Below are 17,354 nucleotides of genomic sequence, written 5' to 3'. Positions count from 1 at the left end.
TTTGTGCCTTCCTATAATGAATAAAAGCCCCAGTGTGATGGGCATGTCGTGAGAAAACAGGGGGCAAGGGATGTTGCTAAAGAAAAATCGTGGTCATCAGCTGTCAGCGTTGAGTTTGTGTCTGGCGGTGATGTTTGCTCCACTGTTAAGCGCTCAGGCCGATGAGCCTGAAGTTGTACCGTCAGACAGTTCCGCGACGATGGGTGCGCAGCCGACGTCGCTGTCACAACCGCTGGATCAATCTCCCGCGACGGCCATTTTAGCGGGTATCAGACCGCTACCCGAAGGTATCGACACCGGCGCGCTCCGCCAGCAGCTTCTTACCGGGCTTCCTGCAGGATACACGCCTGCTTACATTAACCAGCTTACGCTGCTTTATGCCGCGCGTGATATGAAGCCGATGTGGGAAAACCGGGACGCCGTGCGCGCTTTCCAGCAGCAGCTGGCGGAAGTCGCCATTGCTGGTTTTCAGCCGCAATTTACCACCTGGGTTGAGCTTCTGACCGATCCTGCCGTTACCGGTCAGGCGCGTGATGTGGTGCTGTCTGATGCCATGATGGGCTACCTCCAGTTCGTGGCGGGCATTCCGGTCAATGGCAACCGCTGGTTATACAGTCAAAAACCGTACAAGCTGGCGACGCCGGCGCTGTCGGTCATTAACCAGTGGCAACTGGCGCTGGATAACGGTGACCTGCCGCGCTTTATCGCAAGCCTGGCACCGGCCCATCCGCAGTATGCCACCATGCATCAGTCGCTGCTTGAGCTGGTTGCGGATTCCCGCCCGTGGCCTCAGGTGCGTGGCACAACCACGCTTCGTCCGGGACAGTGGAGCAGCGATGTCCCGGCGATCCGCGAAATTATGAAACGCTCCGGCATTCTCGAAAGCGGTCCTAAGATTGCGCTGCCCGGCGACGATACGCAAAGCGCGGTCGTCAGCCCGTCGGCCCCGGTAAAAGAGAAAAAGGCCGTTGCACAGAGCAACAAACCCGCCGCCTACGATCGCGAACTGGTCGCGGCGGTTAAGCAGTTCCAGGCCGCGCAGGGGCTGGGCGCAGACGGGGTGATCGGTCCATCCACCCGCGACTGGCTGAACGTCTCGCCTGCCCAGCGTGCTGGAGTGCTGGCGCTGAATATCCAGCGTTTACGTCTGCTGCCGGGAACACTGTCGACCGGGATTATGGTGAATATACCAGCGTATTCGCTGGTTTATTATCAGAACGGTAGCGAGGTGCTGGCGTCGCGTGTGATTGTCGGACGTCCTGACCGTAAAACGCCGATGATGAGCAGCGCCCTGAATAACGTAGTGGTAAACCCGCCGTGGAACGTGCCGCCGACGCTGGCGCGCAAGGATATTCTGCCTAAGGTCTGGAACGATCCTGGTTATCTGGAGCGTCATAACTATACGGTGATCCGCGGCTGGAACAGCAAAGAGACGATCGATCCGTGGATGGTTGACTGGTCAACAATTACGCCGTCGAACCTGCCATTCCGTTTCCAGCAGGCACCGGGTGCGCATAACTCGCTGGGGCGCTATAAATTCAACATGCCAAGTTCGGACGCTATCTATCTGCATGATACGCCGAACCATAACCTGTTCCAGAAAGATGCCCGCGCGCTCAGCTCAGGCTGCGTCCGTGTGAATAAGGCATCGGAACTGGCGAATATGCTGTTGCAGGATGCGGGCTGGAACGACACGCGGATCTCCGATGCCCTCAAGCAGGGGGACACCCGTTACGTTAACATTCGACACAATATACCGGTCAATCTTTACTATCTGACGGCGTTTGTTGGTGAAGATGGACGTACCCAGTATCGTACAGATATTTACAATTATGATCTCACGGCGCGATCCGGCGCACAAATTTTGCCAAAAGCTGAACAATTAATCAGGTAAATGAAGCAGTTCGGGAAAATAGGTTGTCGTAAGTTAGGGCAAATACGTGGCGATATGGCTGGAAGCCGCGTGTTTGCTGGGGTTGGGTGCCTTGACGTCGTCGGCTTTGCCAGTTAAGGTGCCCTTCGTGCGCTAAGCATATTACGATTTCTTTGACCTGTAGACCTGATTATCATGGACAAATTTGACGCTAATCGCCGCAAACTGCTGGCGTTAGGTGGCGTTGCGCTCGGCGCAGCGGCCATCCTGCCGACGCCAGCATTTGCCACCCTCTCGACACCTCGTCCGCGTATTTTAACGCTCAACAATCTGCATACTGGTGAGTCGCTAAAAGCGGAATTCTTCGATGGCAGAGGCTATATTCAGGATGAATTAGCAAGACTTAACCATTTTTTCCGTGATTTCCGCGCGAATAAAGTAAAAGCCATCGACCCAGGATTATTTGACCAGTTGTTCCGCCTTCAGGGCCTGCTGGGTACCAGCAAGCCGGTGCAACTCATTTCGGGTTATCGTTCCATTGATACCAATAATGAATTGCGCGCCCGCAGCCGTGGGGTAGCGAAAAAAAGCTATCACACCAGGGGACAGGCAATGGATTTCCATATTGAAGGCGTTTCGTTAGCCAATATTCGCAAAGCTGCGTTATCTATGCGCGCAGGTGGTGTAGGATATTACCCAAGTAGTAACTTTGTGCATATTGATACCGGTCCAGTTCGGCACTGGTAATAACGAAACACAGGAGCAGTATGAACTATCGTATTATTCCGGTTACGGCGTTCTCCCAGAATTGTTCATTGATCTGGTGTGAACAAACCAAACTGGCCGCGCTTGTCGATCCCGGCGGTGACGCTGAGAAGATCAAACAGGAAGTTGCAGAAAGCGGTGTGACGCTGATGCAGATTTTACTGACGCATGGTCACCTTGACCATGTCGGCGCAGCGGCGGAGCTGGCACAGCACTATGGAGTGCCGGTGATCGGTCCGGAAAAAGAAGATGAGTTCTGGCTGCAGGGTTTGCCAGCCCAAAGCCGCATGTTTGGCCTCGATGAGTGTCAGCCATTGACGCCCGATCGCTGGTTAAACGAAGGAGAGCGTGTGAACGTAGGGAATGTGACTTTACAGGTGTTGCATTGTCCTGGGCATACGCCAGGCCATATTGTCTTCTTTGATGACCAGTCCCGTCTGCTGATTTCCGGAGATGTGATTTTCAAAGGTGGCGTAGGGCGCAGCGATTTTCCGCGTGGCGACCACGGACAGCTGATCCAGTCGATTAAACAGAAGTTATTGCCACTGGGTGATGACGTGACGTTTATCCCTGGACACGGCCCGATGTCGACGCTGGGCTACGAGCGGGTGCATAACCCCTTCCTTCAGGATGAAATGCCTGTCTGGTAAATCCGGATAATAAAAAAAGCCTGCATCGTGCAGGCTTTTTTGTGGGCGCTAATTACATTACAGTACGGCGACAATCGCTTCGCACAGTGGCGCCATGTTGTCAGGGGTCATACCTGCAACGTTCACGCGGCCAGAGGCCACGGCGTACACGCCAAACTCTTCACGCAGACGCAGAACCTGTTCTTTGGTCAGGCCACTGAAAGAGAACATACCGTTCTGCTTAGTAATAAAGCTGAAATCACGGTCTGCACCTTTCTCTGCCAGGGTGTTCACAAACAGCAGGCGCATGCGCTGAATACGCTGACGCATATCGTTGAGCTCTTGTTCCCAAATCGCGCGGAGCGCATCGTTGCTCAGGATGGTGGCAACGACAGAGGCACCGTGTGCTGGTGGGTTAGAGTAGTTAGCGCGGATAACTGATTTCATCTGGCTGAACGCACGATCGGCAGTCTCTTCGTTTGCTGCGACCAGCGTGCAGGCACCAACACGCTCATTGTACAGGCCAAAGTTCTTGGAGTAGGAGCTAGCAACGATCAGCTCCTGATGGACGGCTGCGAAAGCGCGCAGACCTTCAGCATCTTCTTCCAGACCACGGGCGAAGCCCTGGTAAGCGAAGTCAAACAGCGGCAGCCAGCCTTTTTCGACAGACAGTTTCGCCAGCTGTTCCCACTGTTCAAGCGTCGGATCAATGCCGGTTGGGTTGTGGCAGCAGCCGTGGAACAGTACCACGTCGCCCGCCTGGGCTTCACTCAGGCTCGCCAGCAGACCGTCGAAGTCCAGAGCGTGATTTGCGGCGTCGTAGTAGGCATATTCGCGCACTTCCAGACCCGCAGAGTTAAAGACGCTCTTATGGTTCGGCCAACTTGGGTTGCTTACCCATACGCGCTTAACAGCGGTATTTTTTGCAAGGAAATCCGCCGCCACGCGCAGTGCGCCGGTACCGCCAGGCGTTTGTGCTGTGCGCGCGCGTTTGTCGCTCACAATTGTACTACCTTTACCGAACAGCAGCTCCTGCGTGCAACGACCAAACTCAGGGATACCATCAATACTGAGGTAGTTCTTGGTGGTTTCATTTTCCAGCAGATACTGCTCAGCTTTTTTTACGCTGGTCAGTACCGGGGTTTTGCCGGTTTCATCTTTATATACACCAATACCCAGGTTGATTTTGCCAGGGCGGTCGTCGGCACGAAACAGATCGGCCAGGCCCAGAATAGGGTCGGCAGGAGCGGCGGTAATGTTCTCAAACATGACGAAGTTCCATTGTGATTACAGAAGTGAAATCCGCTATCAGGTTAACGGTAGATTTACAAAATGCCAACCGTTTGCGACGAAAAGCGTGCGGCTTTTCAAAAGTCGCCATTATTTTCTGTCAGGCATAAAAAAAGGGCCGAAGCCCTGTTCATTAAGCATATAACAAAGTGGTGTACTGATTAGAACTGGTAAACCAGACCTACAGCAACGGTATCATCGTTGTTGATGCCCAGCTTGTTGTCGTCTTTCAGCTGGTTGATCTGGTAGTCAACATAGGTGGACATGTTTTTGTTGAAGTAGTAAGTCGCGCCGATGTCGATGTAGTTGATGTAGTCTTCGTCACCGATGCCTTCTACGTCTTTCGCTTTAGATTTGTAGTAAGCGATGGATGGACGCAGACCGAAGTCGAACTGATACTGAGCTACAACAGAGAAGTCCTGAGTTTTGTTAGCGAAACCATTGTCCAGACGAGCCGCGTTACGCATCTCACCGTACAGTGCTGCCAGGTAGATGTTATTCGCGTCATATTTCAGACCGGTTGCCCACTGCTCAGCTTTATCGCCTTTACCCCATTGCAGATTCTGCTGGGCATTGGTGCGGTCAGCCGCGCCGTAAGCACCGACCATACCGAAGCCATCGAAATCATAGCTCAGAGAGGTTGCCCAGCCGTCACCGTTGGAACGCAACGCATCGGTACGCTCATTTTTGCCCAGGTACTGAACGCCAAAGTTCAGACCATCAACCAGGCCGAAGAAGCCGCTGTTACGGTAAGTCGCCAGACCACCGGTACGACCAGAGAAGAAGTTATCGCTCACGCCGGTGTCACCACCGAACTCAGGCAGCATATCGGTGATACCGATTGCATCATAAACCAGGCCATAGTTACGACCGTAGTCGAAGGAACCTGCGTCACCGAATTTCAGGCCTGCGAATGCCAGACGGGTTTTGTTACCTGACTGAGCATCAGCGCCTTCAGAGTTGTTACCCTGGAAGTTATATTCCCACTGACCATAGCCGGTCAGCTGGTCGTTGATTTTGGTTTCGCCTTTGAAGCCCAGACGAGCATAAGTTTTGTCGCCATCGTTGCCGTCATTATCAGAGAAGTAATGCAGGCCAACTGCTTTCCCGTACAGATCCAGTTTGTTGCCGTCTTTGTTATAGATTTCTGCAGCGTTAGCTGCACCGGCTACCAGCAGGGCAGGGACTACCACTGCCAGAATATTGCGCTTCATCATTATTTATTACCCTCATTGGTTTTTTTATGACACTCGCCACTGCCGCCAATAAATTCCGTCAATAAATATTTCCGGAACTATTGATGAGAGTTTGGTGTCTTTATGTATCTGTCAGGCATCTTTCCATTCATAGAAGCGTTTCGCTAGCCTGAAAGTGCTACAGTTTTCAAGATTGAGTAACAAAAAGAAATTATATGTAACTAAATGTGTATTTTTCGGAACTTTGTGAACCATCTCAAATTTCAGAAAGACCTGGCGAATTAAACAGCAAGTGGATTCCTATATATATGAATTCCTTATAATTAATTTAGATAAAGGCAATTCGTATACCCGCATCTTCAACGACTCATTTTTTCTTATGACCCAGAAAGGACTTCTGGATGGCTGTGATTTTGGTTGAAATTTGTGCTATTGCTTGAGGATTAAATAATCGCAATAAGAATAGGGTTTATTTTTTGTTCGTAGATATTTCGTGGAAACAAAACGTAACAACTAGTGGTTGTGACGGGGTCAAAGTTGAAAGGTGCTTACTTTACGCTGACGAAAATTGACAGAGCAGAATAAAATAATGGCCAGCAAATGCTGGCCATTATGATTTTGGTTACTTAGAAGCTGGCATTACGCGGCGTACGTGGGAACGGAATAACGTCACGTACGTTCTGAACACCTGTGACATAGGCGATCAGACGTTCGAAGCCCAGACCAAAGCCTGAGTGTGGCACAGTACCGTAACGGCGCAGATCGCGATACCAGCTGTAATCCGCCGGATTGAGCCCCATCTCTTGCATGCGCGCATCCAGCACGTCCAGACGCTCTTCACGCTGGGAACCACCGATAATTTCACCAATGCCCGGCGCCAGTACGTCCATTGCGGCAACGGTTTTACCGTCTTCGTTAAGGCGCATATAGAACGCCTTAATGTCTTTCGGGTAGTTTTTCACAACAACCGGTGCTTTGAAGTGCTTCTCAGCCAAGTAACGCTCATGCTCGGAAGAGAGATCCACGCCCCAGTAAACCGGGTTCTCAAACTTCTCACCGCATTTCTCGAGAATAGCGACCGCATCGGTGTAATCCACCTGGGCAAAGTCGGAGGAAACAAAGCGCTCCAGACGTGCAATCGCTTCGTTATCGACACGCTCAGCGAAGAATTTCATGTCATCAGCACGTTCTTCCAGTACCGCTTTGAAGACGTACTTGAGCATGGCTTCCGCCAGGCCAGCGACATCGTTCAGATCTGCGAAAGCAACTTCAGGCTCCAGCATCCAGAATTCTGCCAGGTGACGGCTGGTGTTGGAGTTTTCCGCACGGAAGGTTGGGCCGAAGGTATAGATTTTAGACAGCGCACAGGCGTAGGTTTCGCCGTTGAGCTGGCCGGATACCGTCAGGAAGGCTTCTTTACCAAAGAAGTCTTTGTCAAAGTCCACTTTACCTTCCGGCGTGCGCGGCAGGTTTTCCAGATCCAGCGTAGAAACGCGGAACATCTCGCCAGCGCCTTCGGTATCGGAGGCGGTGATCAGCGGGGTAGATACCCAGAAATAACCCTGCTCATCGAAGAAGCGATGCAGTGCCTGCGCCAGCGTGTGGCGGACACGGGCCACCGCACCAATAAGGTTGGTGCGTGGACGCAGGTGAGCCACTTCACGCAGATATTCGATGCTGTGACGTTTTGCGGCCATCGGGTAGGTATCAGGATCTTCAACCCAGCCAGTTACTTCAACGGCAGTGGCCTGAATTTCGAAACTCTGACCCTGACCCGGTGATGCGACAACCACGCCGGTAACAATTACGGAACAACCGGTTGTCAGGTGCAGAACGTCATCATTGTAATTGGGCAGAGAATTATTAATGACGGCCTGTACAGGATCAAAGCAGGAACCGTCATAGACGGCAAGGAAGGAGATGCCAGCTTTAGAATCTCGGCGGGTACGCACCCATCCGCGCACGGTGACTTCTAGGTCTTCGGCGACACGGCCCTGGAGTACGTCGGCTACAGGCACAACGCTCATAATATTCTCTCTGTTAATAGTCGGAAAAAATAAACACTTGTCCACCCAAATGGGGGGATATCTATGTTACCTGCCATCCGCTATCAGACAAGTAAATTTCGCAGTCAAAAGAGAAGAATTAAGAAATAAATAAGAAGTAGGGAGCCATTTGGCTCCCTTAAGCGCTTAACTGGCTTTTTTGACCTGAGGGAGATCGAAAGCTTTGCGTAACGCGCGGACAAACGCTTTATCATGACAGATGGTTTTACCCGGGCTATCGGAGAGCTTGGCTACCGGCTTGCCGTTACATTCCACCAGTTTTATCACGATATTCAGTGGTTTTACCTGAGGGATGTCGCAGGTTAAACGGGTGCCAATCCCGAAGCTCAGGTTCACTCGGGTACTGAAATGGCGATAGAGTTCAACCGCTTTCGCGAGATCGAGGTTGTCGGAGAAGACCAGCACCTTGCTCATCGGGTCGATGCCGAGTTTTTCGTAATGCGCTATCGCCTTCTCACCCCATTCAACCGGATCCCCGGAGTCATGACGTAACCCCTGGTAACGCTCAGCGAACTCAGGGCCGAAATCACGCAGGAACGCATCCATCGTGATACAGTCGGTCAGGGCGATGCCGAGTTGATTCGGATACTCGTCAAGCCACGCGGCCAGTGCGGCGCGTTGGCTGTTGGCCAGATCTGGACTGATCTGCTGATGCGCCTGGAACCATTCATGCGCCTGGGTACCCATGGGTGTCAGGTTCAGACGACGTGCCAGATCGTAATTACTGGTGCCCACGAACCACGACTCTTGCTGCAGACGCTGAACAATGGCCTGCTGAACGTCGCGGGAGAAACGGCGACGCGTGCCAAAGTCCATAAGACGGAAGCGGGACATATCCAACCCATCCGTCAGGGTGGCAAACCCTGCGAGTTTGTTTTCCAGCGCGGCCAGTGCCTGAGTCACCCCGGTTTCCGGCGAACGGTAGCGGTGAGCCAGCTCGCTGATCACAGCCAGCAGCGGAACTTCCCACATGATCACTTCACGCCATGGGCCTTCAAGGCGAATATCCAGCTTGCCGTTATCATTCGTGACGGTGACCTGCTCTGGCTTATAACGGAAGTCGCGCAGCCAGTTCAGATAGCCCGCTTTAAAGAAAGGCAGGCCGGAAAGCCACTGGTATTCGTCGTCCTGCAACGTCAGATGCTGCATAGCATCGACCTGTTCACGAATGGAATCTGCGTAGATACCGAGCAAGTCGTCGCCACGGCAGCGGAATTCCGCCGCAACATCAACATCATAGTAATGGTGGAAAACGGCTTGCTGCATGTGCAGTTTATACGCGTCGGTATCCAGCAACGTATGCAGAACAGGAGAAGCGAATCGAGTCATAGGTGCGCAGTAGCATCCTCTCACAGGAGCGTTTAGTACAATAAACAACTCCGGAGTATACCTTGTTTAGTGATTTATTGAACCCCGATCACAACATAAGCGCTCTTTATGGTCGAGGGCATTTTGTGCCCCGTGTTATACAAATGTAGCGATATGGCTGCTAACCACTTGAATTTACAGCTTACTACTGTGCTACAACCATGCTTTGGGGCAGTGATGGGGCAAAGCGTGAAAGCGCCTGGTTGAGCAGGGAAACCTGTTCGGCACTCTTCTCTGACATCCACTTTCCATACACCTTGTAAACCATCTGTGCATCGGTATGCCCCATCTGAGTTGCTATAAAGTTTGGGTTAGCTCCAGCTGATAATGACCAGCACGCATAGGTATGTCGTGACTGATACGCGTTGCGGTAACGAATACCGGCTCGCTTGATTATCGGGGCCCAAATTTTATTAATCGAATTAACCGCGTAGTGATATCCTGTGCGAGGTCCACGTTTGACGCATTGAGGGCTGAAAACGAAAGTGCATGGATGTATGACTGACTGGCCATATTCCCGCAAATTCACTTCAACCTCATGCTGCCGGCCAAGGCGCGTCAGTTGGGCCTGATCCCTAAGGGCATCAATAGCTGGTTGTATGAGATAAATCACCCTGTCAGTGCCTGCCTCGGTTTTTGGCAGGGTGAACTCATACGTTTGGGTAAGGTTGCGCTTAACCGTAATGGTTCCCGCGGTGAGATCGATGTCTTCCCATGCAAGACCACATAATTCCCCATGCCTCATTCCGGTATAAACGGCGACGGTCCAGAGATTTCGCATCTGCTGGTGGCCGCATGCCTGAATGAACCTGATGAACTCGTCTGTAGTGAGTGGATCTGGTTCGTCTTTTGCCTTCCTGAGACGGTTAATTCCGCTAAACGGGTTTTCCTTTGCGTAGCCGTTATCAGCTCCAAACTGGAAGATCTCGGCCATCAGCATCATGTAATTATTCACCGTGGAAGACTTCCGGCCTTTTACCTGTGTACGGTGATCCTTCTTCATTACATGGAAGCCCGTCAGCAACTCCTTCCTTACATACAGCAAATCTTCAGTGGTAACCGCAGAAACCATTTTATTTTCGCCGATGCGCGGAAGCATGTTTTTTATGATGGATTCGTACCTACTCATGGTATTAGAGCTGATCTCCATTCTCTTCAGCTCTGACCATCTTTCGGTAAGCTCCAGCACAGTAATTTCCTTTCTATCCTGACCGAACCGGGCAAGGTTCGGTGAGTTTGGGAATTTTTCTGCATAGTTAAAATTCCCCATCCTTATCGCAAAACAAACCGAAGAACGCAGCTCACCAGCTATCTTGCGATTTTTTGCAGTGTCAGGGACACCGAGGTTTTCCCTGACACGTTTACCTTTATACAGAAACCAGATGCGGAGCGAACCGCCGTGGTTTTCGACGCCTGTCGGGTATGATGCATTAGCCATTGATCCCTCCTGACGTCCAGGAGCGTTGACGAGTGTACTGCTTTTCATGCTGTCTTCGCACCTGGTTGATTTTTTTTCTGCGCCTCGATCCACTGATCAACGGCTTTCCTGTTATACATGCATTCGCTCGAAGGCTTAGGATTACCATCTGGTGAAATGTGCAGGTACTCGCGGCCCAGCATCCAGGATTCTTTTCTGGCGCGGGTGATGGTTCCGGGCTTAAGCCCGGTAACCGCAATCAGAACCTTTTCGCTAACCCAGTCATTCGGCACCAGAAGAACGATTTCAGCACTGGTTTGCATGGATCTCCTCCATTTTCTCTTTAGCCAGACGCACGCAACGCGCAAAAGAGGAGGGCGTTACAATTTCGCGCAGAGCCTGAACCAGGAAATCGTTGTGCTGCTGGTGCAGTTCCAGGTTGCGTTCTTTTTCCTCATGACGCAGGACTGCCAGACGGGCTGTGATGATGCGACGCTTCCCTTTGATCAGCCGCAGCGCGTTCTCTGCCTTTTTGCGCCATGTGCTCCAGTCACTACTGCTGTTCGATCTCGCCAGTTGCTCTTCAATACTGAGCTGCGCTTCTTCTGCGTTAACAAGCTGCTGCAGGCAATCGCTGATAGTGTTCAGGTTGTTTGTCTCCACGAAGAATTTGTGCATTCTTAACCCTCCCACCCAATCGCCTGGAACAGGCCCATTTTAGGGTGATACCAGCGGGTGCCGCGCGGTTCAGCTTCTGACATCATCTGGCGAAACGCGGCCATAAACGGCTCCAGTTCGACGATAGCCCTACGTGACAAAAGCCCGTCTGGAGTCATAAATTCGTGCGTGTCTGTAGGGATGCGGTAGGCATTGACCAAATTTCGGCACTTGGCGTCACTCATTCCGCTTTTGGCTACCACCTGGCGGTAACCGACATATCCGGCGCGCATGGTCCCGCGTTTGATGTTCTCCACAGCTTCTGTGACTGTTTCGATCTGCTCTTCAACATGATTCAGGCGCTTCTGCTGGCGAACGGCATCGGCGGCCATTGCGGCGATCATCTCGATTTCCGTCAGCGGTGCGCGAGTGCGAAAATAGCTGTTAACCAGCTCACGCTGAACCTGCCAGGCCAGATCGTCCGTGAGTGACTTCGCCACCATCAGATATCCAGACTCGAAAAGCACAATTCCAGAGGGCGCAAACTTAGAAAACACACCTTCCGGAAGGTCCCGGCGTATAGCGTCGGAACCTAATTCAACGTAATCTACCCCCTCGACAAAGTAGTTCCTGTTTTCACGAAAATTACGTCCTGCTGTTCCATCTGGTCGTTGGTGAGCTTCGTCAATCATTGCGAATGTCACAACGCGCTGACCGCGATATTCGACTGCCGGCAGCTGTTTGTTATTGATCGTTACTGTGTTCATTTTCGTCCTCCTCAGTGCATAACCGGCTTGTCAGGCATACCTTCTTTCTGAATCTGTTCAATGAAGCTGTCATGAAGGAGATTAAAACCTTCCCGGCCCATTTTTGAGAGTTGAAGCCCGTTCTCAGCGTCCGTATCTAACATGTCCCGGTACATGCGCAGCGCCATCTGCTGGCCGAGTTCCTGACCGTATTTCTCAATGGCTAACCCTTCCACATGGCTTGCGAGTGCGAACCGCTCTGGCGCAGGATAAACACTGATTGAACCGTGCTGTCCGGAGTAGATAACTGCGGTGTCAAACCCTCCAGAATCGTTGGCAACCTCAACTGTGCCGTTCTTTGCCTGCTCCTCGGTAATGAAGACCGCAACAAGCATCCAACGCCAAATGATGATTTCTTTCTCGATGCCAGGGGTAAACCAGCCGCTTTCAATCGCTTCCATGATGCAAGCCAGCAGATCTAATCCATCCGGAATTCGTTTGTCATAGTTGCCATTGTCGAGCTGGCGAACCGCGACGGAATAACCAATGACGCGGTTACCAAAACGGATGCCTGTTGATGTCGGCTCCGGAGTAAAGGCTGAAGCAATCATCAATACACTCCTTTAGGCTTGATGGCTTGAAGTGCATCGACCTCTTTAATGAACCGGTCATGCATCGCGTCCCATTTTTCACACCATTTCTCCATTTCTCGCTTGCGCGCCAGGATACGACGCAGACGGCGAATACAACGCTGGTGGGCGGCCAGATACTCCGCCTTTGTTTCCCCGTCTCGCCATACCTCCATATCATCGCGATCAATACGCACCCGCGGGTGACGCTGTGGAAAACCTGAACGCTCAAAAGCCTCGGTGGTCATGAAGAACGCCAGATAGCGGATCGCTGTGTCTCGAGTGAAGCATTTTTTAATGCGTCCGTGGCGTACTGCCACGAAAAGCGGGCCAACTGGCGTATCGTGTTTCTGCAATGCCAGATCAATTGTGCTTACGGTGCGTTTATCGTTCATTTCCGATCCTTAACTTTTGAATAACGCTCATGGGACATTACTTCCCAGTTCTTGCCGCCATCGCGGGAGAGTAGCCGCCAGCGGTGGTTAACCTTGAGGCTCAAATTACCGGAGCCGTGCATACGGCAGGGGTGAATGCGCCTTGCTCTGAACTGGCTTAAAACGTGTGCTGCTTTGAGGTGAACCCACTCAGGAATTCGTATCGCTGTCAGTGCCATCAGATCCCCCCATTTCATGACCCTCCGTTTTCGGAGCCTCTACTTTTTGTTTTTTGACGAACTCAACCAGCTCAGAAATGAGCTCGTCGATTAATTCCTTCCCGCAATCCGTAAGGAATTCACCGCTGCCATTAACATCAACAGCGCTGCTGTAAATTCCCTTGATAGCTTTTACGCCTTCGACATTCCCGTACTCACTGATCGCAAGCCTTTCGAATTTTCTCAATAATCCATCGAGAAGAATCTCTGTTAACTCGACCGTGTTAATGCCACCTTTATTGAGCTTAATAACAAGGCAGTTACTGCCCGTTTTTCGCTGGTGGCGTAATAACGCTGCCTTTAAAATTCGGCGGCGATATGTCTCGATTAATTTATCCATTGCGGCGAGCCTCCTCCTCTAAGCTCATAACAATTTCCTCTTCTTTTTCGGTCCAATCATGAATTTCGCCAGCAATGTCATAAACAAGAGAGCAAATAGTTTTAAGTTGGAAATGGTCCAGTTTGTCGTGATATTCAAATAATGTTTGCGATAAACCAGCCAGTTGCTCGGCTTTGATGTTCACAACCTGAATGTCTTGCCTTTTTAATAAGCTCATAATTACCGACCATATGCTTTTTTAAGATAAAGACGAGCGATTACCTCGTAACCGCAGGCCGCATAAAGGCATGCTGTTCTATATGCCGATTTATCAATGATGAAAGTCATACGAAGCGCCTCACAGCCAAAGAAGCCACCACCCGACCGTGAATTTTGATTTCTTTCTGTTCATCGGTATTAAGGGTGAAAGTTTCGTAATGATGGTTATCAGAAATGATTTTTAATGAGCCATCAGCTAATGGCTCGATTCTCTTAATGAAAAGGCATGGGCGACCAAAAGCATCCATTGTGTAAACATAAATGCCAGAGGTAAGCGCATGTCCACCGCAATCAACGAAAGCCACAACCTCACATGGTTCGATGGTCGGCTGCATGGAGTAACCTTCCATCCGGCAGCTTTGAACGCGGTTACCAAAGTCATTAATGTTGTCAGATCCGAACAGCATTTGAGGCGTTTTAATCGGCTGATTAATTGCGACGGAATTTTGCATTTTCATTTCCTAAGGGTGAGTTTGTCCCCACCAAGAAAGGTGTTAATTAAATAATGTTAATTAATTTTAAATTTTGTCGGCTTGCTTGCAGATGGTTTCTTGCAAGTCGTCTAATTTTTCATAAACGATAGTTAGTGTACCGATAGACGACAATTCCGGAGGCATGCAATCCATAGCGTTAGATAAAGCCATTCTGCAATTGCCAATATCAGCAGACCATGAGTTAAGTTGATTGGACGTTATAATACTTGTTGGTTCTGTAAATTCACCGCACTGCTCGTTTCCTGAAATGAGCCACAGAACATCAGAATGAAGAATGTTAGCCAATTGGATTAACTGGTCAGCAAAAGGAACAGTTTTTTCCGTTTCCCAGTTGTTAATGGTTTCGGTTGTTAAACCAAGATGATCAGCCAAAAAATCCTGAGAGAGTCGAAGCGAAGATCTTTGATTTAATATTCTTTTGCCGATGGTTTTGGCTACGGTGATTTGAGTATTCATTTCATTGGCTCCATTGTTTGCCGATGAATGAACTTTATCTCAAAGATAAATTTTGGTAAATATCTTTTTGATAAATTATGATAAATTAATAGTTATGCCTTTGATATATATGGTAAATTATTTTGTGCAGGGCATAAAAAAACCAGCCGAAGCTGGTTTTTTATATGTATGAGTCTCAACCCAAACGGTTGTATGACATTTGCCATCTACCGACAACTAAGCCCTGAATGTGAAACTCGCTTTGATCAGTTTCAGATACAAACCATTTTTCGTAAGTTGAATTATCGCTGATGACTACCAGCTTGTCCTTAAGCAGCTGTAAGCGTTTGATATGAAAGTTGTCACCATAAACGAACGCATAAATCCCATCACCTATCAACCGGTTTACCGTAACGTCTATAACGACAAGATCCCCAGGGAAAATAGTCCCGAGCATGCTATCTCCGACAACCGTGCAGATTTTCAGGGAGGTAGGGCTACGCCCACCAAACATCCTTTTAGCTTCCTCTGGATCAAGTTCAATCGATTTAACTATTTCAGGATAGTCCATGTTCATCCTGCCACTTCCGCAACTGAACTCAGTGTCCATCACCTCAATTCGGTATTGTTGCTGATTTTTTGTCAGTGGATTTATGAAAAAGTTAGGCTTGGTACCAGATGCATCAACATCTGCTCTCTTTGAATCCATCCAGCCATGGGGCAGGCCCATACTTGACTCAATTCTCCTAGCTATTATGTCGCCAATGTTACGAGAGGCGTTAGAGCCAGATAACTGACTCAGTTGAGAAGGGGGTATACCAATTTTTTCAGCAATTTGTGCCTTGGTATAACCTTCCACGATGTACTCACCAATCAACCTGTTTAGGTTCTGGCGTCGAATGTTTTTTATGTCCATGACCAAATACTCCCACTTTTTAGCAATATGATAAATACCCAATTTGATAAATTTATCTTGCCTCATAGTTATCGTAAAGATAAACTTTACCAAAATGATAAATTGAGGTGTGGGTATGGAAAACGAACTTCTTTCCTGGCGTCGTGCTTCCACTAAAGAAGAGTGGCACGCTTTGGCAGTTAAGAGCGGTACATCAACAGGATATTTGAATCTTATTGCCTACGGATACAGAAATGCGTCACCAAAACTTGCAACTTCTATTGAAGCAGCAAGTAGAACTGAATCGCCACGGGTTTAACAGACACCTCAGAGTCATTTAAGATGGCTTAAAGAGAGGTGCCCATGAGCGGTAAGCGTTATCCCGAAGAGTTTAAAACTGAAGCAGTCAAACAGGTTGTTGATCGCGGTTATTCTGTTGCCAGCGTTGCAACACGTCTCGATATCACCACCCACAGCCTTTACGCCTGGATAAAGAAGTACGGTCCGGATTCTTCCGCTAATAAAGAACAGTCAGATGCTCAGGCCGAGATCCGCCGTCTCCAGAAAGAGCTGAAGCGGGTTACCGACGAACGGGACATATTAAAAAAAGCCGCGGCGTACTTCGCAAAGCTGTCCGACTGAGGTACGCCTTTATCCGTGACAACACCTGTTGCTGGCCTGTTCGCCTGCTCTGTCGGGTGCTGGATGTTCATCCCAGTGGTTTTTACGCCTGGCTTCAGCAGCCGCATTCACAACGCCATCAGGCAGACCTGAGACTGACAGGACAGATTAAACAGTTCTGGCTGGAATCGGGATGCGTCTATGGTTATCGCAAAATCCATCTGGATCTGCGGGACAGCGGGCAACAGTGCGGAGTGAACAGAGTCTGGCGACTGATGAAACGTGTCGGGATAAAGGCTCAGGTCGGATACCGGAGCCCGCGGGCACGTAAAGGCGAGGCCAGTATCGTGTCGCCCAACAGGCTCCAGCGACAGTTCAATCCGGATGCTCCGGATAAGCGTTGGGTAACGGACATAACCTACATCAGGACCCACGAAGGCTGGCTGTATCTTGCCGTGGTTGTTGATCTGTTCTCACGCAAAATTATCGGCTGGTCCATGCAATCCCGGATGACAAAGGACATTGTCCTGAACGCACTGCTGATGGCTGTATGGCGCCGTAATCCCCAAAAACAGGTGCTGGTTCATTCGGATCAGGGCAGTCAGTACACAAGCCATGAGTGGCAGTCGTTCCTGAAATCACACGGCCTGGAGGGCAGCATGAGCCGTCGCGGTAACTGCCATGATAATGCGGTTGCAGAAAGCTTTTTCCAGTTGTTGAAACGCGAACGGATAAAGAAAAAGAGCTACGGAACGCGGGAAGAAGCCCGCAGCGATATTTTTGATTACATCGAAATGTTTTATAACAGTAAGCGTCGGCATGGTTCCAGCGATCAGATGTCACCGACAGAATATGAAAACCAGTATTATCAACGGCTAGGAAGTGTCTAGATTATCCGTGGCGATTCAGAACTTTTGTGGGTAAAAAACCCCTCAAGCGAGAAATGCTTGTTTTCCCACGTCCGGGCAATGAGGTGTGACATGTCACGGCATTATTGCGTCAGCGAACCTTTACTGGTGGCTG

The 17,354-nt window shown here is 50.1% G+C and carries 21 protein-coding genes; 5 read left to right on the top strand and 16 right to left on the bottom strand.

Annotation, left to right across the window (positions count from 1 at the left end; translation table 11 throughout):
• Positions 1-70: 70 nt before the first annotated feature.
• The 3 genes from ldtD to ECL_RS13395 all read left to right on the top strand — a co-directional run bounded on the left by ldtD (position 71) and on the right by ECL_RS13395 (position 3,288).
• Positions 71-1,894 (top strand): L,D-transpeptidase, encoded by a 1,824-nt coding sequence (ldtD, locus tag ECL_RS13405; protein ID WP_013097291.1) that lies wholly within the window; start codon positions 71-73, stop codon positions 1,892-1,894.
• 174 nt (positions 1,895-2,068) lie between these two features.
• Complete coding sequence (gene mepK, locus ECL_RS13400; protein WP_013097290.1) at positions 2,069-2,620, top strand: peptidoglycan L,D-endopeptidase MepK; 552 nt, start codon at positions 2,069-2,071, stop codon at positions 2,618-2,620.
• 20 nt (positions 2,621-2,640) lie between these two features.
• Positions 2,641-3,288: an MBL fold metallo-hydrolase gene (locus tag ECL_RS13395; protein WP_013097289.1), complete on the top strand. Its 648-nt coding sequence runs from the start codon at positions 2,641-2,643 to the stop codon at positions 3,286-3,288.
• A 57-nt stretch (positions 3,289-3,345) separates the two neighbouring features.
• Here the strand turns inward: ECL_RS13395 and ECL_RS13390 are convergent, their stop codons facing one another.
• The 16 genes from ECL_RS13390 to ECL_RS13320 form a co-directional block, all read right to left on the bottom strand.
• Complete coding sequence (locus ECL_RS13390; RefSeq protein ID WP_013097288.1) at positions 3,346-4,536, bottom strand: amino acid aminotransferase; 1,191 nt, start codon at positions 4,534-4,536, stop codon at positions 3,346-3,348.
• A gap of 182 nt (positions 4,537-4,718) precedes the next feature.
• Positions 4,719-5,774, bottom strand: a complete 1,056-nt coding sequence (gene ompF, locus ECL_RS13385) for a porin OmpF (RefSeq protein WP_013097287.1) — start codon at positions 5,772-5,774, stop codon at positions 4,719-4,721.
• Positions 5,775-6,379: 605 nt separating this feature from the next.
• Positions 6,380-7,780 carry an asparagine--tRNA ligase gene (gene asnS, locus ECL_RS13380; RefSeq protein WP_029882977.1) on the bottom strand — a complete coding sequence of 467 codons (1,401 nt, stop codon included), beginning with the start codon at positions 7,778-7,780 and terminating at the stop codon, positions 6,380-6,382.
• A 165-nt stretch (positions 7,781-7,945) separates the two neighbouring features.
• Positions 7,946-9,148, bottom strand: coding sequence for a nicotinate phosphoribosyltransferase (gene pncB / locus ECL_RS13375; RefSeq protein WP_013097285.1), 1,203 nt, complete (start codon positions 9,146-9,148; stop codon positions 7,946-7,948).
• Between the two features lie 184 nt (positions 9,149-9,332).
• Positions 9,333-10,625, bottom strand: a complete 1,293-nt coding sequence (locus ECL_RS13370) for a tyrosine-type recombinase/integrase (RefSeq protein WP_013097284.1) — start codon at positions 10,623-10,625, stop codon at positions 9,333-9,335.
• 44 nt (positions 10,626-10,669) lie between these two features.
• Complete coding sequence (locus tag ECL_RS13365) at positions 10,670-10,927, bottom strand: excisionase family protein (RefSeq protein ID WP_013097283.1); 258 nt, start codon at positions 10,925-10,927, stop codon at positions 10,670-10,672.
• Positions 10,911-11,282, bottom strand: coding sequence for a hypothetical protein (locus tag ECL_RS13360; protein WP_044158718.1), 372 nt, complete (start codon positions 11,280-11,282; stop codon positions 10,911-10,913). The genes ECL_RS13365 and ECL_RS13360 overlap by 17 nt, the downstream gene beginning before the upstream one ends.
• A gap of 2 nt (positions 11,283-11,284) precedes the next feature.
• On the bottom strand, positions 11,285-12,028 hold the full coding sequence (locus ECL_RS13355) for an ORF6N domain-containing protein (protein WP_044158720.1): 744 nt from the start codon (positions 12,026-12,028) through the stop codon (positions 11,285-11,287).
• Positions 12,029-12,039: 11 nt separating this feature from the next.
• A complete protein-coding gene (locus ECL_RS13350) occupies positions 12,040-12,618 on the bottom strand; it encodes a hypothetical protein (RefSeq protein ID WP_013097280.1) in 579 nt (192 codons plus the stop codon).
• The gene (locus tag ECL_RS13345; protein WP_013097279.1) at positions 12,618-13,031 is read right to left on the bottom strand and encodes a hypothetical protein; all 414 of its coding nucleotides are present in this window, start codon (positions 13,029-13,031) and stop codon (positions 12,618-12,620) included. Before ECL_RS13345 ends, ECL_RS13350 begins: the two co-directional genes overlap by 1 nt.
• Positions 13,028-13,249, bottom strand: coding sequence for a ParE family toxin-like protein (locus ECL_RS28005; protein WP_023332562.1), 222 nt, complete (start codon positions 13,247-13,249; stop codon positions 13,028-13,030). Before ECL_RS28005 ends, ECL_RS13345 begins: the two co-directional genes overlap by 4 nt.
• Positions 13,221-13,628, bottom strand: a complete 408-nt coding sequence (locus ECL_RS13340; protein ID WP_013097278.1) for a hypothetical protein — start codon at positions 13,626-13,628, stop codon at positions 13,221-13,223. Before ECL_RS13340 ends, ECL_RS28005 begins: the two co-directional genes overlap by 29 nt.
• Positions 13,621-13,845, bottom strand: a complete 225-nt coding sequence (locus ECL_RS13335) for a hypothetical protein (protein ID WP_006811079.1) — start codon at positions 13,843-13,845, stop codon at positions 13,621-13,623. The genes ECL_RS13340 and ECL_RS13335 overlap by 8 nt, the downstream gene beginning before the upstream one ends.
• Before the next feature lie 106 nt (positions 13,846-13,951).
• Entirely contained in the window at positions 13,952-14,338 is a 387-nt protein-coding gene (locus ECL_RS13330) for a S24 family peptidase (protein ID WP_044158724.1), read from the bottom strand.
• 66 nt (positions 14,339-14,404) lie between these two features.
• The gene (locus ECL_RS13325; protein WP_044158727.1) at positions 14,405-14,836 is read right to left on the bottom strand and encodes a helix-turn-helix domain-containing protein; all 432 of its coding nucleotides are present in this window, start codon (positions 14,834-14,836) and stop codon (positions 14,405-14,407) included.
• Positions 14,837-15,011: 175 nt separating this feature from the next.
• Positions 15,012-15,797, bottom strand: coding sequence for a S24 family peptidase (locus tag ECL_RS13320; RefSeq protein WP_102135191.1), 786 nt, complete (start codon positions 15,795-15,797; stop codon positions 15,012-15,014).
• A 49-nt stretch (positions 15,798-15,846) separates the two neighbouring features.
• Here ECL_RS13320 and ECL_RS13315 point away from each other — a divergent pair, with 49 nt between their 5' ends.
• Both ECL_RS13315 and ECL_RS13310 read left to right on the top strand, forming a co-directional pair.
• On the top strand, positions 15,847-16,029 hold the full coding sequence (locus ECL_RS13315) for a transcriptional regulator (protein WP_072072180.1): 183 nt from the start codon (positions 15,847-15,849) through the stop codon (positions 16,027-16,029).
• A 44-nt stretch (positions 16,030-16,073) separates the two neighbouring features.
• A protein-coding gene (locus ECL_RS13310; RefSeq protein WP_088581786.1) for an IS3 family transposase occupies positions 16,074-17,221 on the top strand; the annotation gives its coding sequence in 2 pieces (ribosomal slippage) (positions 16,074-16,311 and positions 16,311-17,221; 1,149 coding nt in all).
• Positions 17,222-17,354 lie beyond the last annotated feature (133 nt).

It is taken from the genome of Enterobacter cloacae subsp. cloacae ATCC 13047, assembly GCF_000025565.1.
Classification (GTDB): Bacteria; Pseudomonadota; Gammaproteobacteria; order Enterobacterales; family Enterobacteriaceae; genus Enterobacter; species Enterobacter cloacae.
Note: the sequence above shows the minus strand (reverse complement) of the source record. Positions and strands in the feature narration are given on the sequence as shown.